At 63.5% G+C, this 19,599-nt stretch carries 13 protein-coding genes; 7 read left to right on the forward strand and 6 right to left on the reverse strand.

The window, feature by feature from the left end:
- Window positions 1-82: 82 nt before the first annotated feature.
- The 3 genes from tldD to PQQ52_RS22560 all read right to left on the reverse strand — a co-directional run bounded on the left by tldD (window position 83) and on the right by PQQ52_RS22560 (window position 6,852).
- Window positions 83-1,549: a metalloprotease TldD gene (gene tldD / locus PQQ52_RS22550; RefSeq protein ID WP_408216058.1), complete on the reverse strand. Its 1,467-nt coding sequence runs from the start codon at window positions 1,547-1,549 to the stop codon at window positions 83-85.
- A gap of 93 nt (window positions 1,550-1,642) precedes the next feature.
- On the reverse strand, window positions 1,643-2,521 hold the full coding sequence (locus PQQ52_RS22555; RefSeq protein ID WP_408216060.1) for a carbon-nitrogen hydrolase family protein: 879 nt from the start codon (window positions 2,519-2,521) through the stop codon (window positions 1,643-1,645).
- A 128-nt stretch (window positions 2,522-2,649) separates the two neighbouring features.
- Window positions 2,650-6,852, reverse strand: a complete 4,203-nt coding sequence (locus PQQ52_RS22560) for a YhdP family protein (RefSeq protein ID WP_408216063.1) — start codon at window positions 6,850-6,852, stop codon at window positions 2,650-2,652.
- 186 nt (window positions 6,853-7,038) lie between these two features.
- Here PQQ52_RS22560 and glnE point away from each other — a divergent pair, with 186 nt between their 5' ends.
- Entirely contained in the window at window positions 7,039-9,831 is a 2,793-nt protein-coding gene (glnE, locus tag PQQ52_RS22565; RefSeq protein ID WP_408216066.1) for a bifunctional [glutamate--ammonia ligase]-adenylyl-L-tyrosine phosphorylase/[glutamate--ammonia-ligase] adenylyltransferase, read from the forward strand.
- Window positions 9,832-9,998: 167 nt separating this feature from the next.
- On the opposite strand, the gene recN is transcribed toward glnE, so the two are convergent.
- Together recN and PQQ52_RS22575 are read right to left on the reverse strand one after the other, a co-directional pair.
- The gene (gene recN / locus PQQ52_RS22570) at window positions 9,999-11,669 is read right to left on the reverse strand and encodes a DNA repair protein RecN (RefSeq protein WP_408216069.1); all 1,671 of its coding nucleotides are present in this window, start codon (window positions 11,667-11,669) and stop codon (window positions 9,999-10,001) included.
- Window positions 11,670-11,799: 130 nt separating this feature from the next.
- Window positions 11,800-12,702, reverse strand: a complete 903-nt coding sequence (locus tag PQQ52_RS22575) for an NAD kinase (protein WP_408216072.1) — start codon at window positions 12,700-12,702, stop codon at window positions 11,800-11,802.
- Window positions 12,703-13,056: 354 nt separating this feature from the next.
- Between PQQ52_RS22575 and hrcA the strand changes: the two genes are divergently transcribed.
- From hrcA to PQQ52_RS22590, 3 genes are all read left to right on the forward strand, one after another.
- On the forward strand, window positions 13,057-14,082 hold the full coding sequence (hrcA, locus tag PQQ52_RS22580) for a heat-inducible transcriptional repressor HrcA (RefSeq protein WP_408216074.1): 1,026 nt from the start codon (window positions 13,057-13,059) through the stop codon (window positions 14,080-14,082).
- A gap of 184 nt (window positions 14,083-14,266) precedes the next feature.
- A complete protein-coding gene (gene hemH / locus PQQ52_RS22585) occupies window positions 14,267-15,337 on the forward strand; it encodes a ferrochelatase (protein WP_408216077.1) in 1,071 nt (356 codons plus the stop codon).
- 8 nt (window positions 15,338-15,345) lie between these two features.
- Complete coding sequence (locus PQQ52_RS22590; RefSeq protein WP_408216080.1) at window positions 15,346-15,753, forward strand: RNA-binding S4 domain-containing protein; 408 nt, start codon at window positions 15,346-15,348, stop codon at window positions 15,751-15,753.
- Here PQQ52_RS22590 and PQQ52_RS22595 read toward each other — a convergent pair.
- Complete coding sequence (locus PQQ52_RS22595) at window positions 15,725-15,886, reverse strand: hypothetical protein (RefSeq protein WP_012431795.1); 162 nt, start codon at window positions 15,884-15,886, stop codon at window positions 15,725-15,727. The two genes, PQQ52_RS22590 and PQQ52_RS22595, sit on opposite strands and share 29 nt — an antisense overlap.
- A gap of 378 nt (window positions 15,887-16,264) precedes the next feature.
- Here PQQ52_RS22595 and grpE point away from each other — a divergent pair, with 378 nt between their 5' ends.
- From grpE to dnaK, 3 genes are all read left to right on the forward strand, one after another.
- On the forward strand, window positions 16,265-16,846 hold the full coding sequence (grpE, locus tag PQQ52_RS22600; protein WP_408216083.1) for a nucleotide exchange factor GrpE: 582 nt from the start codon (window positions 16,265-16,267) through the stop codon (window positions 16,844-16,846).
- A gap of 43 nt (window positions 16,847-16,889) precedes the next feature.
- On the forward strand, window positions 16,890-17,327 hold the full coding sequence (locus PQQ52_RS22605; RefSeq protein WP_408216086.1) for a thioredoxin family protein: 438 nt from the start codon (window positions 16,890-16,892) through the stop codon (window positions 17,325-17,327).
- Between the two features lie 154 nt (window positions 17,328-17,481).
- Window positions 17,482-19,434, forward strand: a complete 1,953-nt coding sequence (gene dnaK, locus PQQ52_RS22610) for a molecular chaperone DnaK (protein WP_408216089.1) — start codon at window positions 17,482-17,484, stop codon at window positions 19,432-19,434.
- The last annotated feature ends 165 nt before the right edge of the window (window positions 19,435-19,599 follow it).

Raw genomic sequence — 19,599 nt, forward strand, 5'->3', positions numbered from 1 at the left:
CTGGCAAGCTGCAAGGTACAAAAATGCGGTAAATCCGCATACTTTGCGCATTGCGTGCACGAAGTATGCGTCTACATCGAAATCAGGCGGTACCGCCGACCGTCATCCGGTCGATGCGCAGCGTCGGCTGACCGACGCCCACCGGCACGCTCTGGCCTTCCTTGCCGCACACGCCGACGCCCGAATCGAGCTTCATGTCGTTGCCGATCATGCTGACGAACTTGAGCGATTCCGGGCCGCTGCCGACCAGCGTCGCGCCCTTGACCGGGTAGGTGACCTTGCCGTTTTCGATCATGTACGCCTCGGACGCCGAAAACACGAACTTGCCGTTCGTAATGTCGACCTGGCCGCCGCCGAAGTTCACCGCGTACAAGCCGTTCTTCACGGACGCGATGATTTCCTGCGGGTCTTTGTCGCCGTTGAGCATGTACGTGTTGGTCATGCGCGGCATTGGCAGGGCGGCGTACGACTCGCGGCGCGCGTTACCGGTGACCGGCATTTTCATCAGGCGCGCGTTCAGCGTGTCCTGGATGTAGCCCTTCAGGATGCCGTCTTCGATCAACGTCGTGCATTGGGTTGGATTGCCTTCGTCGTCGATGTTCAGCGAGCCGCGGCGATTCGGCAGCGTGCCGTCGTCGACCACCGTGACACCCTTGGCGGCAACCTGCTCGCCGATTCGACCCGCGAACGCCGACGATCCTTTGCGGTTGAAGTCGCCTTCAAGGCCGTGACCGATTGCTTCGTGCAGCAGCACCCCCGGCCAGCCCGGTCCGAGCACGACGGTCATTGCGCCGGCCGGAGCCGGGCGGGCGTCGAGATTCACCAGTGCGGCATGCACCGCGTCGTCGACATAGCTCGACAGCACTTCGTCGGTGAAGTAGCCGTAGTCGAAGCGGCCACCGCCGCCGCCGCTGCCGATTTCGCGGCGGCCGTTCTGTTCGGCGATCACCGTGACCGACACACGCACCAGCGGACGGATATCGGCTGCAAAACCGCCGTCGCTGCGCGCCACCAGCACCACGTCGTATTCGCCGGCGAGGCCTGCCATGACTTGCTGGATACGCGGGTCGCGGCCACGCGCCATCTTTTCGATGCGCTCGAGCAGCTTGACCTTGGCGGTTGCGTCGAGCGAATGCAGCGGATCGGACGGCAGGTACAGATCGCGCCCGGCAATGCCGGTCAGCGACGAGGCCGCCTTGATCTTCTGCTTGCCGCCGCCCGCCTTGGCAATCGAACGGGTGGCGAGCGCCGCCTGGCGGATCGCTTCGGGCGACAGGTCGTCCGAATAGGCGAAGGCCGTGCGGTCGCCCGACACGGCGCGCACGCCAACGCCCTGGTCGATGCTGAAGCTGCCCGACTTCACGATGCCTTCCTCGAGACTCCACGCTTCGCTGCGCGTGTACTGGAAGTACAGGTCGGCGTAATCGATCTTGTGCGTGAAGATTTCGGCGAGCGTGCGGGTCAGCAGGGATTCGTCGAGACCGTAGGGCGTCAGGAGGATGTCCTTGGCGGTGGCGAGATTACGGATACCGGGTTCGATGATGTTCATGCGAAGTATGTTCTGCTCGATACGAAGGATTCGGTTAGCACCACGATCACTATATGAGTGACAGGCGCCGCACTTTCAATGTCAGGTAACACATCAGCAACTCAGCACGCGGTGACGCCAGGCGGGCAGGCTCTGCCGCACTTCGTCGATGCGCGCACGCTCGAGATTGCCGGCGACCACGCCGGCGCCTTCGTCACGCACCGCGACGATTTCGCCCCACGGGTCGATCAGCATGCTGTGGCCCCATGTCCGGCGGCCGTTTTCATGTTTTCCGCCCTGTGCGGCGGCCAGCACGTAACACTGGTTTTCGACCGCCCGGGCGCGCAGCAACATTTCCCAATGCGCGCGGCCGGTGGTGTAGGTGAATGCCGACGGCACCACGATCAGCGCGCAGTCGCCCATGCGCCGGTAAAGCTCAGGAAAGCGCAGATCGTAGCAGACCGACAGGCCGACCCGGCCGAACGGCGCCTCGAAGGTGCGGACTTCGCCGCCGGGGCAGATGGTGCGCGCCTCGTCGAACGATTCCTCGCCCTTTTCGAAGTTGAACAGATGGATCTTGTCGTAGCGCGCGGCCTCGTTGCCTTGCGGGTCGAACACCAGCGTGGTGTTCAGCACGCGCGCCGGTTCCTGCGACATCAACGGCAAGGTGCCGCCGATCACCCATAGCTTGTGGCGGCGCGCGGCGTCGGCGAGAAAGCGCTGGATCGGGCCGTCCTGGTAGGGCTCGCGCACGGCGAGCTTGTCCGTGTCCTTGAAGCCCATGAAGCAGAAGTATTCGGGCAGCAGGACAAGTTGCGCGCCGTCGGCGGCGGCTTCGGCGATCAGGCGCTCTGCTTCAGCCAGATTGCGTTCGCGATCCGGCGTACTCACCATTTGCAGCGCGGCAACCCGGAACGGGCTTTCGGAAGACCCGCTGGACGCCGCATTGGGCGAGGCGGTGGACGAGGATGAAAAGACGTGTGTTTCGCTCATGAGCGTTTCGAAAAACTCCCGGCAAGGCGGCGGCGCGAACCGCTGGCACCGCATACGTCGTTCAAGACTGGCTTGGGCCTGCGGCGCGCCACGGCGCTCTTCTGATCAAACACAGGATCGGATCGAGCTCAGTGCGCTTCCACGGTCGAAGCTGGAGCGTCCATCTTACCGCGATCGCTCTTCACCCGCTCGATGTGCGGTTTCGACCACGGACCGGTGATCGCGTACTCGCGCGCAAACGCCGTGGAGACCGATTTGCTGAACGCCAGATCGGCCACCAGCGCGCCGAGCCCGAGTAGCGGATTGATCACGGTCGCGGCGATCACGGCGGCGCCGGCGCTGACGGTTGGCACGATCTGCACGTGCAGATCCTGGGTTTCCTGCGCCAGATCCACCGAGCCCTTCATTTCAGCGCGGGCCGGCGCTGTCACCATCTCGAAGTTCTCGGTGCGGCCAATGCCATTGTGGATCTGGCCCGTGCCGGTGACGCGTTCGAATGGCAGCCCTTCGCCGACCACGTCGCGGAAATTGAGGGTGGCGAAGCGCGCGAGGCTTTGCAGGCTAAGCACGCCCAGCAGTTTCGCGACGCCCGGGTCGACCTTGAGAATCTGACCATGGCGCAGGTCGACGGCCAGATTGCCGTTGAGCGTCGGATAGTCGATGGTGGTCGGGCCGCCGCGCCACACCACCTTGCCCGACAGCGTGCCGTTGCCGGCCTTGAGCGTGTGCGGCTGGCCGAAGCGCTCCAGCAGCCCGCCGGCGTCCTTGATATCGAGTTTGAAATCGAACACGGTACGGCGCGGTGTTGTTTCGTCGGCGCTGTTGCCGAGGCCGGTCGAAGTACGCCAGTTTGCGGTGGCGGTCAGCGTGGCGGCGGGGTTGGTGATGTCGAGCTTGTCGAGTTGCCAGACCGGCACGCCGTCTTCTTCGAAGTTGTGCGCGTCCACTTCAAGCCGGCCTATGTCGCGATCGCGCACGATCAACTCGTTGACCACCAGATCGATTGACGGCATGTTCTGCGCCGGCGCCGACATGGCCTGGCCGAGCAGGTCCTTGTCGGTGGCCGACGGAATCACTACACGAGCAAAGCGCGCCTGCAACGTGCCAGGAGATTCCTTGTTCGCGCCCGGCAGCCAGGAAACGTGACCCGACACCTGGTTTGAGGCGATATTGGCCTGCCATTTATTGTCCGCGTGCGACGCGCCGACGATCACGCTGTCCCAGTGCCGCTTGAGCAGCGTCAGCGTGCCGACGTGCAACGCGAAGCGGCTCGGCAGGAACTGCGCGAGGGTCGGATTCGGCACAGCCGGCGCGGCTGCGGCGGCTGCGGGCGCAGGCGTTGGCGCATCCTTGTTGCGCATCTGCGTGACAAGCGCGCGCCAGGCATCGGCGTCGAACGCTTCGACATCGACGGCGGCGATCACGCCGTCGGACGGCAAGTCGGCGGGCTTATTGACGCCGATCGCGCCGCGCACGACCGTCGGCGGCGTTTTCGGCTGGTAACGCAGCAAGTAAGTGGCGGCGATCGGGCCGAAAGTGAGGTCGGCGCGTTCCAGGCCGGCTTCGCTCGCGTCGGTGGACGGACTGACCGCGAAGTGCAGCGGCATGGGCGTGCCGACCGGTTTGTTGAACGGCGCAGGGAAGTCGAGTGCGAGGCCGCTCAGATCGGAGTTCGCCGTGACCTGCGGCAACCGCCCCTTGGCGCCGCGCACGTTGAGCGCATAGGGCGCGCTGCCGCTCATGCGCGTCAGCACTTGCGCCGCCGGGCCATGCAGATTCAGGCCACGCGCGGCGTCGACCGCGATGTGGCCGCCGAGGTCGAGCGCATACGTGCCGTCCTGTTTCAGGCCGCCGTTCGCGTGCACGTCGCCGCCGAGGAACTGGCCCGAGAGCCGGTCGACCTGCGCGGTATGTTCGGTAAAGCGCACCTTGCCGTTCAGTTGCGACAACGGCGGCACGTTGTCGACAGTCAGGCGATTGTTCTGGAAGCCGACCGCGCCTTCCACACCGATATGCGGCTGCGGCGTGCGCGGCACGGTCAGTTTGAGCGCCAGCGACGCGGACCCTTCGGCCCGCACTTTCTCGGTCTCATGTTTGGCCATGATGCCGAGCGAACTTTCGTTGACGTAGTCGAGCATGTCCGCAAGCGGCCCCCGGCCGTTGCCATCGATGACGAGGTTGGACGCCTTAGTGCCGAGATCGTCGATTTTGCCGTTCACCCTGGTCAGTGCAACCTGCTTGTAATGGGCGCGGTCAATGTCGAAGCGCAGCAGGTTCTGCTTGAGTTCGAACACGCCGTCGATGCCATCCAGCGGCGGCCACACGTTCGGTGTGCCGTTCTTCATCTTGCGCGGCGGGTACGGCGAAGGGTCGAACTTGCCGCCCTTGAACGGCGCGACGATATGGAAGATGCCGGCGTCAGGCGCACGGGAGTAGGGGAATTTGGTCAGATCGCCATGTATTTCGATCGTCGCGCCGCGCGATACACCGGCTTGCAGCCCGTGGCCCAGGTAGATGCGCAGCTTTTCGCTGATGCTGGTGGGCAGATAGCGGACGATGCGCGTGACCTGCGCGCGCTGGAAGTCGGCTTTCAGGTCGAGCGAGCCGCGCCCATGGCCCGGGTTGCTGTAATTGGCGGTGGCGGTGGCATCGGCGTCCGCGTTCGAGATGCCGAAGTCGGCCAGCTTGACGGTGAACGCAGGGTGATTTTCGCCCGGCGCCTTCGGCGTGATGGTCCAGTCTGCCCGGCCATGCAGACGGTCGAGTTTCAGGCGCGGGTCGTCGAATACCCCCGGCAGCGTAATTGCGACGTTGGAGGTGTTGAGTATGGCGGTGCCGTGATTTTCGTCGGCGTCGACGCTGCCCCACAGATTTTCGATACCGGGAATACCCGCGCGCGGGTGATTCAATGGGGTGAGCCCCGGCGGCGGTTCCTGCGCGGCGACGCTGATGCCCTGCAGATCGCCCTTGAAACGATAGCGCTCGATCGGCTCGGCGCCGCTTGGCGGGTGTTCGACGCCTGCTTCGCCCGACTCCGGTTTGCCGCGTTCGACCTCGATCACATAGTTCGCCACGAGTCCGCGTGGATTGAAGCGTAAGAGATTATTCAGCAAACGCGGCGGCAGAGGCAGCGCGCGACTGAATTCGGCGAGGATCCCCAGATCGACACGGTCGCCGCTGACGCTGACGAGTTGCCCATGCTGCAGCGAGGCCGTCCGGTAACGGCCGCTCAGTGTGGATAGTGCAAGGGTGCGAGTGAGCGGCGTGCCGTCTTCGAGCGGCGGCTGGCCCAGTTCTGCGTGCAAGTCGTTCAGTTGCAGCTTGTAGTCGCCCTGGTCTGCTTCGAGGCGCCACGCGAAATTGGCCACCGGCACGACCAGCTTGGGTTGGGTGGGGCGCACCCGCATTGAGACATCCATGCCGGCCAGTTGTCCGCTCGCGGACTTCATGTGGCCATCGGCGAAGTCGGCCCAGATCGCATTGTCGATGCGGCCGGCGAACATCTCGATCGGGAAATTGATGTAGCGCGCGAGGGTCGGCAGATCGACGGGACCGGTCGACATATAGACCTGGCCGGCCCAGTTGACGGGTTTGCCGATCGCGGAGAGCCGGGCGTGTTTGAAATGCGTGCGGAAATCGATCGGACCGTGTAAGACGTGGCCGTCGGCGGGCGCCTGCAACGCGAGCCGGTGATCGTAGCCGTCGTTGAGAATCGCGATCCGGATGTCGCGCAGGGCGAGTTCCGGTGCGTCATGCTGTGCATCGCGCCAGCGCAGCACGCCGCCGCGCACCACGATCGCCTGTTGCCGCAATAGCCACGTGGAGAGGGTGTCGTTGCCGCTGTGCCGGGTCGGCACCGGCACGCCCGCTACCGAAATCACGCCGTCGCTGCCGCGCGACACCAGCACGTCGGGCTGATCGACGATCAGGCTGGAAAGCGCAGGGTGGAATTGCCAAAGCGACTTCCACGAGAGTGTGGCGGTGGCGTGCGGAATGGTCAGCGCCGCTTTGCCTTCAGGGTCGCGGATGACGATATCGGTGACGTCGAGTCCTGGCTGAAAGCCGCTCCAATGCGGCGCCAGCTTGCCGATGGTGAACTGCGTGTGCAGCTTCCCGGAGACGGTGGCTTCAATGCGCGGCCGGAACGAATCGATGCGCGGCAGCAGCACGTAGCGCAAGCCGAAAAAGAGACCTGCCGCGATGAAGTAGAAGGCGAGCGCGAGCGCCAGCACCACGTGGGACGTCCGATGCAGCAGCACGTGGGCGCTTCCGCTCGCGGGCCGGACCTGCCTGGTTTCGTGCGGGTCGGCGGATTCGTTTCGCTCGGACATGCTGCGGCGGGTGGGCGTATGGTAGTTTTGCGAATTAACGACGAAATGTAACACACGGGAAAGCGTCGGCGAACTTCCGGCAAACCCTTTCTGCATGCCGTCTCGCGACCTGCGCGAGGCCACCGGACCTGTGTGTTGCGGCGAACTGAACAACGCTGATAAAGCAACGAGCGAGCCAGACCCTTGATGACCGACGCCACTCTCCTGAGTTCCAACTATTCACATTACGCGGCACGCGCCGCGGCGGCTCGTCCGCAAATCGTGGCCCATGTGGCGGCGCTCGCGTCCGCCCCCCTCACACGTGAACGGATCGACGCGCGCTTCGACGTGCTGTGCGCCGAGGCGGCCGGCGCGGGCGCGGGTCCATTGAGCGAGGATGCACTCAAACGGGCCTTGCGTCAGTTGCGAACTGAGGTATTTTGCGCCGTGATGGAGCGTGACCTGGCAGGCGAGGCGGATGTCGCCGAAGTCACTGGCGCGATGACCGATCTGGCGGAGACAACAATTCAGCGTGCGCTGGCGGTCGTGTCCGCCGAGCTCGAAACGCTCTATGGCGAACCGCGCGGACCGCAGGGCGAGCGGCTCGCGCTCGGCGTGGTCGGGATGGGCAAGCTGGGTGGCCGCGAGCTGAATGTGTCGTCGGATATCGACCTGATCTTTATCTACGAAGAAGACGGTGAGACCGCGGGCGGTCAGCGTTCGCCGATCGCGACGCAGGACTTTTTTGCGCGTTTGGGTAAGCGCCTGATTGGCGCACTGGCCGAGGTGACCGCCGACGGCTACGTGTTCCGGGTCGATATGCGCTTGCGGCCGAACGGCGATTCGGGGCCGCTCGTATGCAGCCTCGGCATGCTCGAAGAGTATTTCTACGTGCAGGGCCGCGAGTGGGAGCGCTATGCGTGGATCAAGGGCCGGCTCGTGTCCGAAGGCGCGAGCGAGGCGGCGGAGCGGCTGCAGAAGCAGCTGGACGCGATCGTTATGCCGTTCGTCTATCGGCGCTATCTGGATTTCGGCGTGATCAGCGCGATTCGCGCGCTGCATCTGCAGATTCGCCAGGAAGCGCAGCGGCGCGCCTCGATGCGGCCCGACAAGGCCGACGACATCAAGCTGGGCCGCGGCGGCATCCGCGAAATCGAATTCAGCGCGCAGGTATTTCAACTGATCCGCGGCGGCCAGGATGCCGGCTTCCGGGTGCGTCCGACGCTCGCCGTTTTGCGGCACGCGGCCACGCACGGACTGATCGACACCTCGGTCTGCGTGAAGCTTTCCCAGGCGTACCGTTTCTTGCGCGAACTCGAGCACCGTTTGCAATACCGCAACGACGCGCAAACTCACGCGATGCCGGTCGATCCTGAGGAGCGTGTGGCGCTCGCGCACGCCATGGGTTGCGACGACTATGCCGAACTGATGCTCAAGCTCGACACGCATCGCGAGTTCGTCGAACAGCAGTTCGACCAGATTTTCGCCGACAAGGTGAGTGGCCGCGATGGTTGCGGCGCGCCGGAAGACGGCGCGGCGGCGTGGGTATGGAGCAGCGCGCTCGCCGACGACAGTGCTGACGAAGCGCTCCGCGCGCGCCTGGTCGAGCTGGGCGTGCCCGAGCCGGGCGAACTGCTGGCGCGCTTGCGCGCGGTGTGGCAGTCGTCGCGTTACGCGGGGCTCGCCGAGCGTAGCCGGCAACGGTTCGACATTGTCGCGCAGCGGGCGCTGGAAGCCGCACGTACGCTGGAGCCGCCCGAACGGCGCGGCGATACGGTGGCGCGCTTCTTCGACCTGCTCGAAGCCGTGAGCCGGCGTGGCGCGTACCTTGCGTTGCTGACCGAATATCCGCAAGCGCTGCATCGGGTGCTGTCGGTGCTGGGTGGTTCGCGCTGGGCCGCCGGCTATCTGATTCGCCACCCGCAATTGCTCGACGAACTCCTCGACGACGAGGCGATGGACAGTCCGTTCGACTGGCCTGAATTCAAGCGCACGCTGCGCTTGCGTCTGGCCGCGGCGGATGGTGTGGAGCAACAGATGGATCTGCTGCGTCACGCGCACCAGGCCGAGGTGTTCCGCATCCTGCTGATCGACCTGGCCGGCAAGCTGAGTGTCGAGCATGTGAGCGACCGCCTGTCCGAGCTCGCCGACGCCGTGCTCGACGTAACGCTCGAAGCCGTCTGGAAGCAGTTGGCCAAACGCCATCGCGAGGTGCCGAAGTTTGCGGTGATCGCCTACGGCAAGCTGGGCGGCAAGGAGCTCGGTTACGCGTCCGACCTCGACATCATCTTCCTCTACGACGATCCGGACGATGCCGCCGCCGACGTCTACGCCACCTACACTCGCCGACTCATTAGCTGGCTGACGACGGCAACCGGTGCGGGCACCTTGTTCGATGTCGACTTGCGGTTGCGGCCGAACGGCGAGTCGGGCCTGCTCGTCACCGATCTGGACGCATTCCGCCGTTATCAACTGCGCGAAGGCGATGCCGCCAATACCGCGTGGGTGTGGGAGCATCAGGCGTTGAGTCGCGCGCGCTACTGTGCCGGCGACGCCGACATCGGCGCGAAATTCGAGCAGATTCGCGAACAGGTGCTGACCACGCCGCGCGAGGCTGCGCCGCTCGCGAAGGAAATCGTCGAGATGCGCGAGCGCGTCGAGACGGGGCATCCGAATCATACGGCGCTGTTCGACCTGAAGCACGATCGCGGCGGCATGGTCGATATCGAATTCACCGTGCAGTACTGGGTGCTGCTGCATGCGGCAAGCGATCCCGAGCTGATCCGCAATACCGGCAACATCGCGTTGTTGCGTGAAGTGTCGCGCTTCGGCTTGATGAGTGAGGGGGAGGCGGAGACCGTCGGCGCGGCGTATCGGACCTACCGCAAGTTGCAGCACAAGCTGCGGCTGGACGGGATGGAGAAGGCGCGCGTCGACCCGGCGCTGGTGGTGACTGAGCGAGAGGCGGTGCTGGGGCTTTGGAAGCGGGTGTTTGGCTGAGGCGGAAGAGGCCAGGTGCCAGACGACAGGTGCAAGGTGCGCTGCCCCCGCGCCGCGACTAACTGAATTCGCTCGGCACTGCCCGTAGCGGTGGCGTGCACCACGGCGCCGGCCGCCGACCGTGTCTTGCGTGCGCGGATGGCCGCGATGATTTTCAGCCCGGGTTCCTAGGCCGCCAGCATTTCCTTTGCATGCTTGCGGGTCGTCGCGGTGATCTCCAGTCCGCCGAGCATCCGTGCGACTTCTTCGACGCGGCTTGCCTTGTCCAGCGAAGTCACGCTGCTAACCGTGCCGCCCTTGCCATTGCCTGCCTTCGCCACCTGGAAATGATGATCGCCACGCGCGGCGACCTGCGGCAAGTGCGTGACGCACAACACCTGACGCGCCTGTCCGAGTTGATGCAGCAGCCGTCCAACCACTTCGGCGACGCCACCGCCGATCCCCGTGTCCACTTCGTCGAAGATCAGTGTCGGTATCGGACTCGCGGCGCTCGCAATGACAGCCAACGCGAGACTGATCCGCGCCAGTTCGCCACCTGAAGCGACCTTCGCGAGCGGCCGCAACGGTACTCCGGCGTGGCCGGCGACGCGGAATTCGACCTGCTCGAGTCCGTGCGCACCACCCTCCGGCAACGGCACCAGCGCCACTTCGAAGCTGCCGCCTTTCATCGACAATTCCTGCATGCCGGTGGTTACTGCGGCGCCCAGAGCCTTACCGGCCTTGACGCGCGCCTTCGACAGTTTTTTCGCTTCGGTGAGGAAGCCTTCTTTAGCTTTCGCTTCGGCTGCGTGCAGGCTGTCGAGATCGGCTGCGGCGTCGAGCGCGGCAAGTTGCGCTCGACGCGCTTCGTGTTCTTCAGGCAGCGTCTCAGGTTGCAAGCGGAATTTGCGTGCGGCCGAGTGCAGTGCGTCGAGACGTTTTTCGACCTGGGCGAGCCGGTCAGGATCCAGTTCGAGCTTCTGCGCGTAATGGCTGAGCGAATACGCCGCTTCCTGCAACTGGATCTCGGCTGGCTCCAGCGCAGCCAGGACGTCGTTCAGCGCCGGGTCGATGTCAGCCAGATCGCGCACCTTCGACACGATCGAGGCGAGATGCGTGATCATTGCCTCGTCGGATTCGGACAGCGCGCCGAGCGCGCCTTGAACGCCATCGATCAGGTTAGCTGAATGCGACAGGCGACGGTGCTCGCTGTTGACCTCTTCCCATTCGCCAGGTTGTGGCGAAAGTTTGTCCAGTTCGGTGAGTTGCCAGGCGAGGCGCTCACGCTCCAGTTGCAGTTCGCGGTCGCGCGTTTGCGCATGCTCGATGGCCTGAACCTTTTCACGCCACGACCGCCATGCGCGCGTGACAGTTGCCGCGGTTTCCGTGAGGCCGGCATGAGTGTCGAACAGTTCGCGTTGCGCGTCTGGGCGCATCAATAACTGGTGCGCATGCTGCCCATGAATGTCCACCAGCATCTCGCCGACTTCGCGCAACTGCGCAAGCGTCGCCGCCGTGCCGTTGATAAAGGCACGCGAGCGGCCGTTCGCATCCACCACACGACGCAGCATCACGGTGCTGCCGTGATGGCTCTCGTCGGCGGTCGTGCCGAGTGCCTGCTCGTCGAGCCATTGCTCGACTTGCGCATGCGCTTCGAACTCCGCGGTGATGTCGGCGCGGCTCTCGCCGGTGCGCACCACGCTCGCATCGGCACGGGCGCCGAGCGCGAGGGCCAGCGCGTCGATCAGGATCGACTTGCCGGCGCCTGTTTCGCCGGAGAAAACGGTAAAGCCGCTGTCGAATTCGAGATCGAGCGCGGCGACGATGACGAAGTCGCGTATCGAGAGGTGGCGAAGCATGGAGGTCGTCGATTGGGCTTGAGATTGAGGGTTCGGTAGCGGCGGCGTTCACAGTCAGGCGGGCGGCATTCCGGTGGCCGGCATTCCGGTGGCCGGCATTCCGGTGGCCGGTGGCGGGCGGTCTGGCCGCTCAGGGCTTGGGATCTTCTTCGTGCGACGGGTATTCGTTCCAGTGCAACTTCTTGCGCAGCGTCGCGAAATGGCTGTAGCCGACCGGGTGCAGCATCGGCACCGTATGACGCGAGCGGCGCACTTCGATCGTGTCGCCCAGTTCCAGCGAAGTGAACGACTGCATGTCGAAATTGACGTTCACTTCGCGGCCCGAGACGATCTGGATGCTCACCTTCGAATCGTCCGGCAGCACGATTGGCCGGTTCGACAACGCATGCGGCGCGATCGGCACCAGCACGATGCCTTGTAATTGCGGATGCAGGATCGGCCCCTGCGAGGACAGCGCGTAAGCGGTCGAACCCGTGGGCGTGGCGACAATCAGGCCGTCCGAGCGCTGGTTGTACATGAAGCGCCCGTCCACCGAGACATGCAGTTCCGCCATCCCCGAGAAACCGCTGCGGTTGACCACCACGTCGTTAAAGGCAAGCGCGTGATAGATCGGGGCGCCGCCGCGCATGATGCGCGCTTCGAGCAACATGCGCTCTTCGCGCTCGAAGTTGCCGGCGAGCATTTGCGGCACGATCTCGCGCATGTCGGAGATCGGAATGTCGGTAATGAAGCCGAGCCGCCCGTGGTTGATGCCGATCAGCGGCGTGCGGTAGGGCGCAAGCTGGCGGCCGATGCCCAGCATCGTGCCGTCGCCGCCCAGCACCACGGCAACGTCGGCACGCGCGCCGATCTCGGCGGGACGCAGCGCCGGATAGTCGGTGACGCCGATTTCGGCGGCGGTGTCGGCTTCGAACACGACCTCGAAGCCGCGCTTCGCGATGCACGAGGCGAGCGCGGTCAGCGGCTCCCCGATGCCTGGCGTATTGTTGCGCCCGACGAGCGCGACGGTCTTGAACTGGCTAGTCACTTGCATGCCGGCATTACACCATAGGTAGGGCCTGAAAAGAACCGCAGACAGACCCGGTGGCGGGCCTGCGCAGACGGGCTCTCAGCGCATTGGGCGATTATCGTTAGAATGGTGAAGCTTTGATGACATCCGCGCCGGTTATAGTCCGGCGGTGTGCGGCGAGCGGACTCGTGGAACGGGCGGCTGGCGAGGCGCCGGGCCTGGGTCTGGACGAGGTGCCTGCAAGCATGCTGGACACAGCGCCGGTCAAGGCGCCGCACAGAATACCAGGCGCCGCCCCGCCAACCGGTAGCACGACAGTCTGGGGTCGGCGACGTTAGCGATCGCTGTAGTTGCATCATTGAGCTAAAATTTTCCGTCATGCTAGATCCTCGCGCACAAACCCTCCTCAAAACGCTGATCGAGCGCTACATCGCCGAAGGTCAGCCGGTCGGCTCGCGCACGTTGTCGCGCTATTCCGGTCTCGAACTGAGTCCGGCAACGATCCGCAACGTGATGTCCGATCTCGAGGACCTGGGGCTCGTGATCAGTCCGCATACTTCAGCGGGTCGGATTCCGACACCGCGCGGCTACCGCCTGTTCGTCGATACCATGCTGACGGTGGAATCCGCCGCGGACGAAGAAGCGGTGATGCGCATCGTCAAGACCACGCTGCAGGCGGGCGACCCGCAGAAAGTCGTCGCCGCGGCAGCCAGCGTGCTGTCCAATCTGTCGCAGTTCGCCGGTGTCGTGCTCACGCCGCGCCGCAGCCACGTGTTCAAGCAGATCGAGTTCATGCGCCTGTCGGACAAGCGCATCCTGCTGATCATCGTGACGCCCGAGGGCGACGTACAGAACCGCATCATGGCGACCCAGCGCGACTTTTCGCCGTCGCAGCTGGTGGAAGCCTCCAATTACATCAACGCGCACTTCGCGGGTCTCTCTTTCGACGACGTGCGCCGCCGCCTGCGTGAAGAAATCGACGAGCTGCGCGGCGACATGACCACGCTGATGCATGCCGCGGTCACGGCCAGCACGGACGAATCCGACACCGGCGAGACCGTGCTGATTTCCGGCGAGCGCAACCTGCTCGAAGTCGCCGACCTTTCGTCGGACATGGCGCGCTTGCGCAAGCTGTTCGATGTGTTCGACCAAAAGACCAGTCTCCTTCAGTTGCTCGACGTGTCGAGTCACGCCGCGGGCGTGCAGATTTTCATCGGCGGCGAGTCGAATCTCGTGCCGATCGAGGAAATGAGCGTGGTGACCGCACCTTATGAGGTGAACGGCAAGATCGTCGGCACGCTCGGCGTGATCGGGCCGACCCGCATGGCCTACAACCGCGTGATTCCAATTGTGGACATCACCGCGCGGCTGCTTTCCCTGACGCTCAGCAGTAACCAGCAGTAACCAGCAATAGCCAGCGGTATCTCCAAGCTGTGACACCGCGTGCTGCAAATGATGCGCGACGGCGCGCCGCTTGCCAATTGGCCGAATGGCCAGGGGTCCCTGGCGGACCTCGCAATGGACTGCGCCGCTATAATGAATCCCACCTGAACCGACTTTCCGCCTAAGGCGGTTATCCCTGCTGCCTATGCGCTTCGACCTCGAGCGGCCATCGCAGAACGCCACGTCACATCGTGTCGCCGTGTTGCTGATCAATCTCGGCACGCCTGACGCGCCGACGCCGCGCGCGGTCCGTCGCTATCTTGCGCAGTTCCTGTCCGATCCTCGCGTGGTCGAAATTCCGGCGCTGCTCTGGCAGGTGATTCTGCGCTTGTTGATTTTGCCGTCCCGGAGCCGTTCGTCCGCGAAGAAATACGCGGCCGTGTGGATGCCGGAAGGTTCGCCGCTGCGAGTTTTCACGGAGAAGCAGGTGGAGGGTTTGCGCCATCTGTTGCAATTGAACGACTACACGGTGCTGGTCGACTACGCCATGCGCTACGGCACGCCCGGTATTCCGGCCATGCTGAACCAGCTGAAGCTGGCCGGCGCCGAGCGCGTGCTGCTGGTGCCCATGTACCCGCAATACTCGTCGTCGACCACGGCCACGGCGTTCGACGACGCCTTTTCGGCCCTCAAGCGCATGCGCAATCAGCCGGAAATCCGCACGGTGCGCCAGTATGCCGATCATCCGGCGTATATCGCCGCGCTCGCCGCGCAGGTGCACCAGTACTGGCATCAGTACGGCAGACCGGTCTTCGCGGCGGGCGACAAGCTGGTACTGAGCTTTCACGGGGTGCCCAAGCGCACGATGGATCTCGGCGATCCATACCACGAGCAATGCCAGCAGACCGGCGCGTTGTTGATGCAGGCGCTGGGGTTGACGCAGGTGGAATGCCGCATCACGTTTCAGTCGCGGTTCGGCAAGGCCGAGTGGCTGCAGCCGTATACCGCCCCCACGCTGAAGGAATTGGGCTCGGCTGGCGTGCGGCGTGCCGACGTGTTCTGTCCGGGCTTTACCGCCGATTGCCTTGAAACGATTGAAGAAATCGGCATGGAAGTGCGCGACGACTTCCTGCGGGCGGGCGGCAAGGAGTTTCATCGGATTCCCTGCGTGAACGCTTCGCACGCGTGGATCGCCGCGCTAGGCGAAATCGTCGCGCAGAATCTGCAGGGCTGGCCCGTGCAAGCGGTGCCGGTGCCGCATACGAGCGGGGCTTGAGCAGGCTCATGAATTACAGGATTTCAACTGAACCGGGCGCGAAACTGCGCATCGACAAATGGCTGTGGGCGGCGCGCTTCTTCAAGACCCGCTCGCTGGCGGCGGATGCCGTCGACAAAGGGCATGTGCGGATCGGCGGCGCGAGCGTCAAGCCGGCCAAAGATGTGCGCGTCGGCGATCTGGTCGAGATCGAGATTGAGCGGATTGTGTGGCACGTGGAAGTGCTGGGCGTTTGCGACGTGCGTGGCCCAGCCAGCATCGCGCAGACGCTTTATGCGGAAACCGAGGAGAGCAAGCTGAAGCGGCAGGTCGAACAGGAGCGGCGCAAGACGTACCGCGAACCGGCCGCCGCTTTACACGGCAGGCCGACCAAGCGCGACCGGCGCACTATCGACAAACTTTCAGGTGGGGATTGAACAGTTGTTCCATCGTCGCGTGCACACCGCCGTACTCGGTGGTGTGATCGTTGACGGCCCCGGACATGCAGATGGTCGTGGTGCCCGCGATCAGTACCAATGCGACCACCGATATTGCAAAGGTCAGTTTCACGGTACTCCCCTTGGGAAGATTCAGGATGGAAACAGGCTAATCAGGTGGAATTGCAAAATATCGGAAAGGTATACGTCAGCTTAGGGTTAACGCGTCTTTTCCGATGCTTTAATGGAGCATAGGCCACTTGCCGGGCGCACTCAATCTCAATCTGATTGCGGCGCAATAATGGTTGTAACCGGGCATTTCTGCCGCACGCTCGTGGTGCGAAAAGTTCCGGGAGAGGCGCTTGAATCGGGTGTTTCCGGCCCCATCTGCCGTTTCGATACGCGTTAACGCATCAAGTTGTCTGTCGCTATTTTGCAACGCACCAATTGCGACAATTTTTGAGGCGTTCCCGCCACCGTTAGCTTTAACTTTTTAACGACTTTTAGCGACATGGAAAACACGCAAGAGAACCCGACGAGCCAGAATCCCACCCCCGCCGACGAAACCGCGCGCCAGGCCGCCGAGGCCGCAGGATCCCAGCAGGACGCGGCTGCAAACGCTCCTGAAGCACCGGCAACCGGTGCGGAAGCCGCATTGGCCGAAGCAGAGGCGAAAATCGTCGAGCTGCAGGAAAGCTTCCTGCGGGCAAAGGCTGAGACTGAGAACGTGCGCCGCCGCGCCCAGGAAGATGTCACCAAGGCCCACAAGTTCGCGATCGAAAGCTTCGCTGAGCATTTGCTGCCGGTGGTCGACAGCCTCGAAGCAGCGGTTGCCCACTCTTCCGACGACCTGCAGAAAGTGCGGGAAGGCGTCGAACTCACGCTGCGCCAGCTTAGCGGCGCGCTGGAGAAGGGCCGTGTCGTCGCCCTGAATCCGGTTGGCGAGAAGTTCGACCCGCACCGTCACCAGGCTATTTCGATGGTGCCGGCCGATCAGGAACCGAACACCGTCGTTGCTGTGCTGCAAAAAGGCTTCGTGATCGCCGACCGCGTACTGCGTCCGGCCCTTGTGACCGTCGCGGCACCGAAGTAGGCATCACAGCCGCTTATTGCCGTTCCGCCTGACAGGCACCGTCATGGCCAACATTCCCGTCGACGCCACGGCGTTCACCGCCTTTGGCATGCAGGAGCTCAGCCCCGAGTCATTCGACGCGGGGCTCGCCGAAGCCGGTGATGAGCTGGCCGTGGTGTTTTTCTGGGGTCTCGACTGCTTCAACTGCGAGATCGCCAAGAAAGCGATGCTGGCTCAGCCGGACGCGATTCGTGCGCTCGGTCTCAGATGGTTTCACAGCAACGTCTACGAGCATCGCGAACTGGGCAGGCGTTTCATGCTTCACGGCGTGCCCACCTGGTTCTTCTTTTACCGAGGCAAACGGCTCGGCCGGGCAACCGGCTGGCACGGGCTTGGGCAGTTCGAGGCGGCGGTCGCAGCCGCGCGGGAAAAGATCCGGGCGGCCAATGCGGCCGGCAGCGCGACAAATGGTGAAAAAAGCGGCAAAAGTTCGGCCGATTGAAAAAAATTAAAGACCGCATCGTAAAAGAGGTCTTGAAAACGATGCGGACGCACTTATGTTGAGTGCAGGTAGGAATTGAGAGCGGATCGCCGTACCGCCAGATGGGCAAAAAACGGCGATTCCCGCAGCGATCAAAGTCAGGAGATTAGTAAAAATGGGCAAAATCATCGGTATCGACCTCGGCACGACCAATTCGTGCGTGGCGATCATGGAAGGTAATTCGGTCAAAGTGATCGAGAACTCGGAAGGTGCGCGCACCACGCCGTCGATCATCGCTTACATGGAAGACGGCGAGATTCTCGTCGGCGCGCCGGCTAAGCGTCAGTCGGTCACGAACCCGCGTAACACGCTGTACGCCGTCAAGCGCCTGATCGGCCGCCGCTTCGAAGAAAAAGAAGTGCAGAAAGACATCGGCCTGATGCCGTACAAGATCATGAAGGCTGACAACGGCGACGCATGGGTCCAGGTGCGCGACGACAAGCTGGCTCCGCCGCAAATCTCGGCGGAAGTGCTGCGCAAGATGAAGAAGACCGCTGAAGACTACCTCGGCGAACCGGTCACGGAAGCGGTGATTACGGTTCCCGCGTACTTCAACGACAGCCAGCGCCAGGCCACCAAAGACGCAGGCCGCATCGCCGGTCTGGAAGTAAAGCGGATCATCAACGAACCGACCGCAGCCGCTCTGGCTTTCGGTCTGGACAAGGCCGAAAAGGGCGACCGCAAGATCGCGGTGTATGACCTGGGCGGCGGTACGTTCGACGTGTCGATCATCGAAATCGCTGACGTTGACGGTGAAATGCAGTTCGAAGTGCTGTCCACGAACGGCGACACGTTCCTCGGCGGTGAAGACTTCGACCAGCGCATCATCGATTACATCATCGGCGAGTTCAAGAAGGAACAAGGCGTCGACCTGTCGAAAGACGTGCTCGCGCTGCAACGCCTGAAGGAATCGGCTGAAAAGGCGAAAATCGAACTGTCGTCGAGCCAGCAAACCGAAATCAACCTGCCGTACATCACGGCCGACGCGTCGGGTCCGAAGCACTTGAACCTGAAGATCACGCGCGCCAAGCTGGAAGCGCTGGTTGAGGAACTGATCGACCGCACGATCGAACCGTGCCGCACGGCGATCAAGGACGCAGGCGTGAAGGTTGGCGAAATCGACGACGTGATTCTGGTCGGCGGTATGACCCGCATGCCGAAGGTGCAGGAAAAGGTTAAGGAATTCTTCGGCAAGGATCCGCGCCGTGACGTGAACCCGGACGAAGCGGTGGCTGTTGGCGCCGCGATTCAAGGTCAGGTTCTGTCGGGCGACCGTACGGACGTTCTGCTGCTCGACGTGACCCCGCTGTCGCTTGGCATCGAAACGCTCGGCGGTGTGATGACGAAGATGATCAACAAGAACACCACGATCCCGACCAAGCACGCACAGGTCTACTCGACGGCTGATGACAATCAGGGCGCCGTGACGATCAAGGTGTTCCAGGGCGAGCGCGAAATGGCAGCGGGCAACAAGCTGCTGGGCGAGTTCAACCTCGAGGGCATTCCGCCGGCACCGCGCGGCACGCCGCAGATCGAAGTGAGCTTCGACATCGACGCGAACGGTATTCTGCACGTCGGCGCGAAAGACAAGGCGACCGGCAAGGAAAACCGCATCACGATCAAGGCGAACTCGGGTCTGTCCGAAGCCGAAATCGAAAAGATGGTGAAGGACGCCGAAGCGAACGCGGAAGAAGATCACAAGCTGCGTGAGTTGGCCGATGCTCGCAACCAGGGCGACGCGCTGGTCCACAGCACGAAGAAGGCGCTCACCGAATACGGCGACAAGCTGGACGCCAGCGAGAAGGAAGCGATCGAAACCGCGCTGAAGGACCTTGAAGAAACGCTGAAGAGCGGTTCGAGCGACAAGGCGGCGATCGAAGCCAAGATCGAAGTGGTGGCCACGGCCTCGCAGAAGATGGGCGAGAAGATGTACGCCGACATGCAAGCTGCGCAAGGTGCCGAAGCAGCGGCCGCGGGCGCGGCCGGTGCGGGTGCATCGGCGGGTGGTGCGAGCCAGCAGCAGGACGACGTGGTCGACGCTGATTTCAAGGAAGTGAAGAAAGACTAAAGCCGGGTCGCAATTTGACCGTAAAGCCGCGCACAGCGATGTGCGCGGCCTGGCTGCAAAACGGTTTGCTCCCGTCCGGGTGCATGAACCTGCAAAGCGGTTATCGCGCCTGGTGAGCCTTTTTGGGCTCTCCGGGCACATTTGTTTTATGGAGGGCGTTGTTTG

The sequence above is a fragment of the Paraburkholderia sediminicola genome (genome assembly GCF_046030555.1).
GTDB lineage: Bacteria > Pseudomonadota > Gammaproteobacteria > Burkholderiales > Burkholderiaceae > Paraburkholderia > Paraburkholderia sediminicola_E.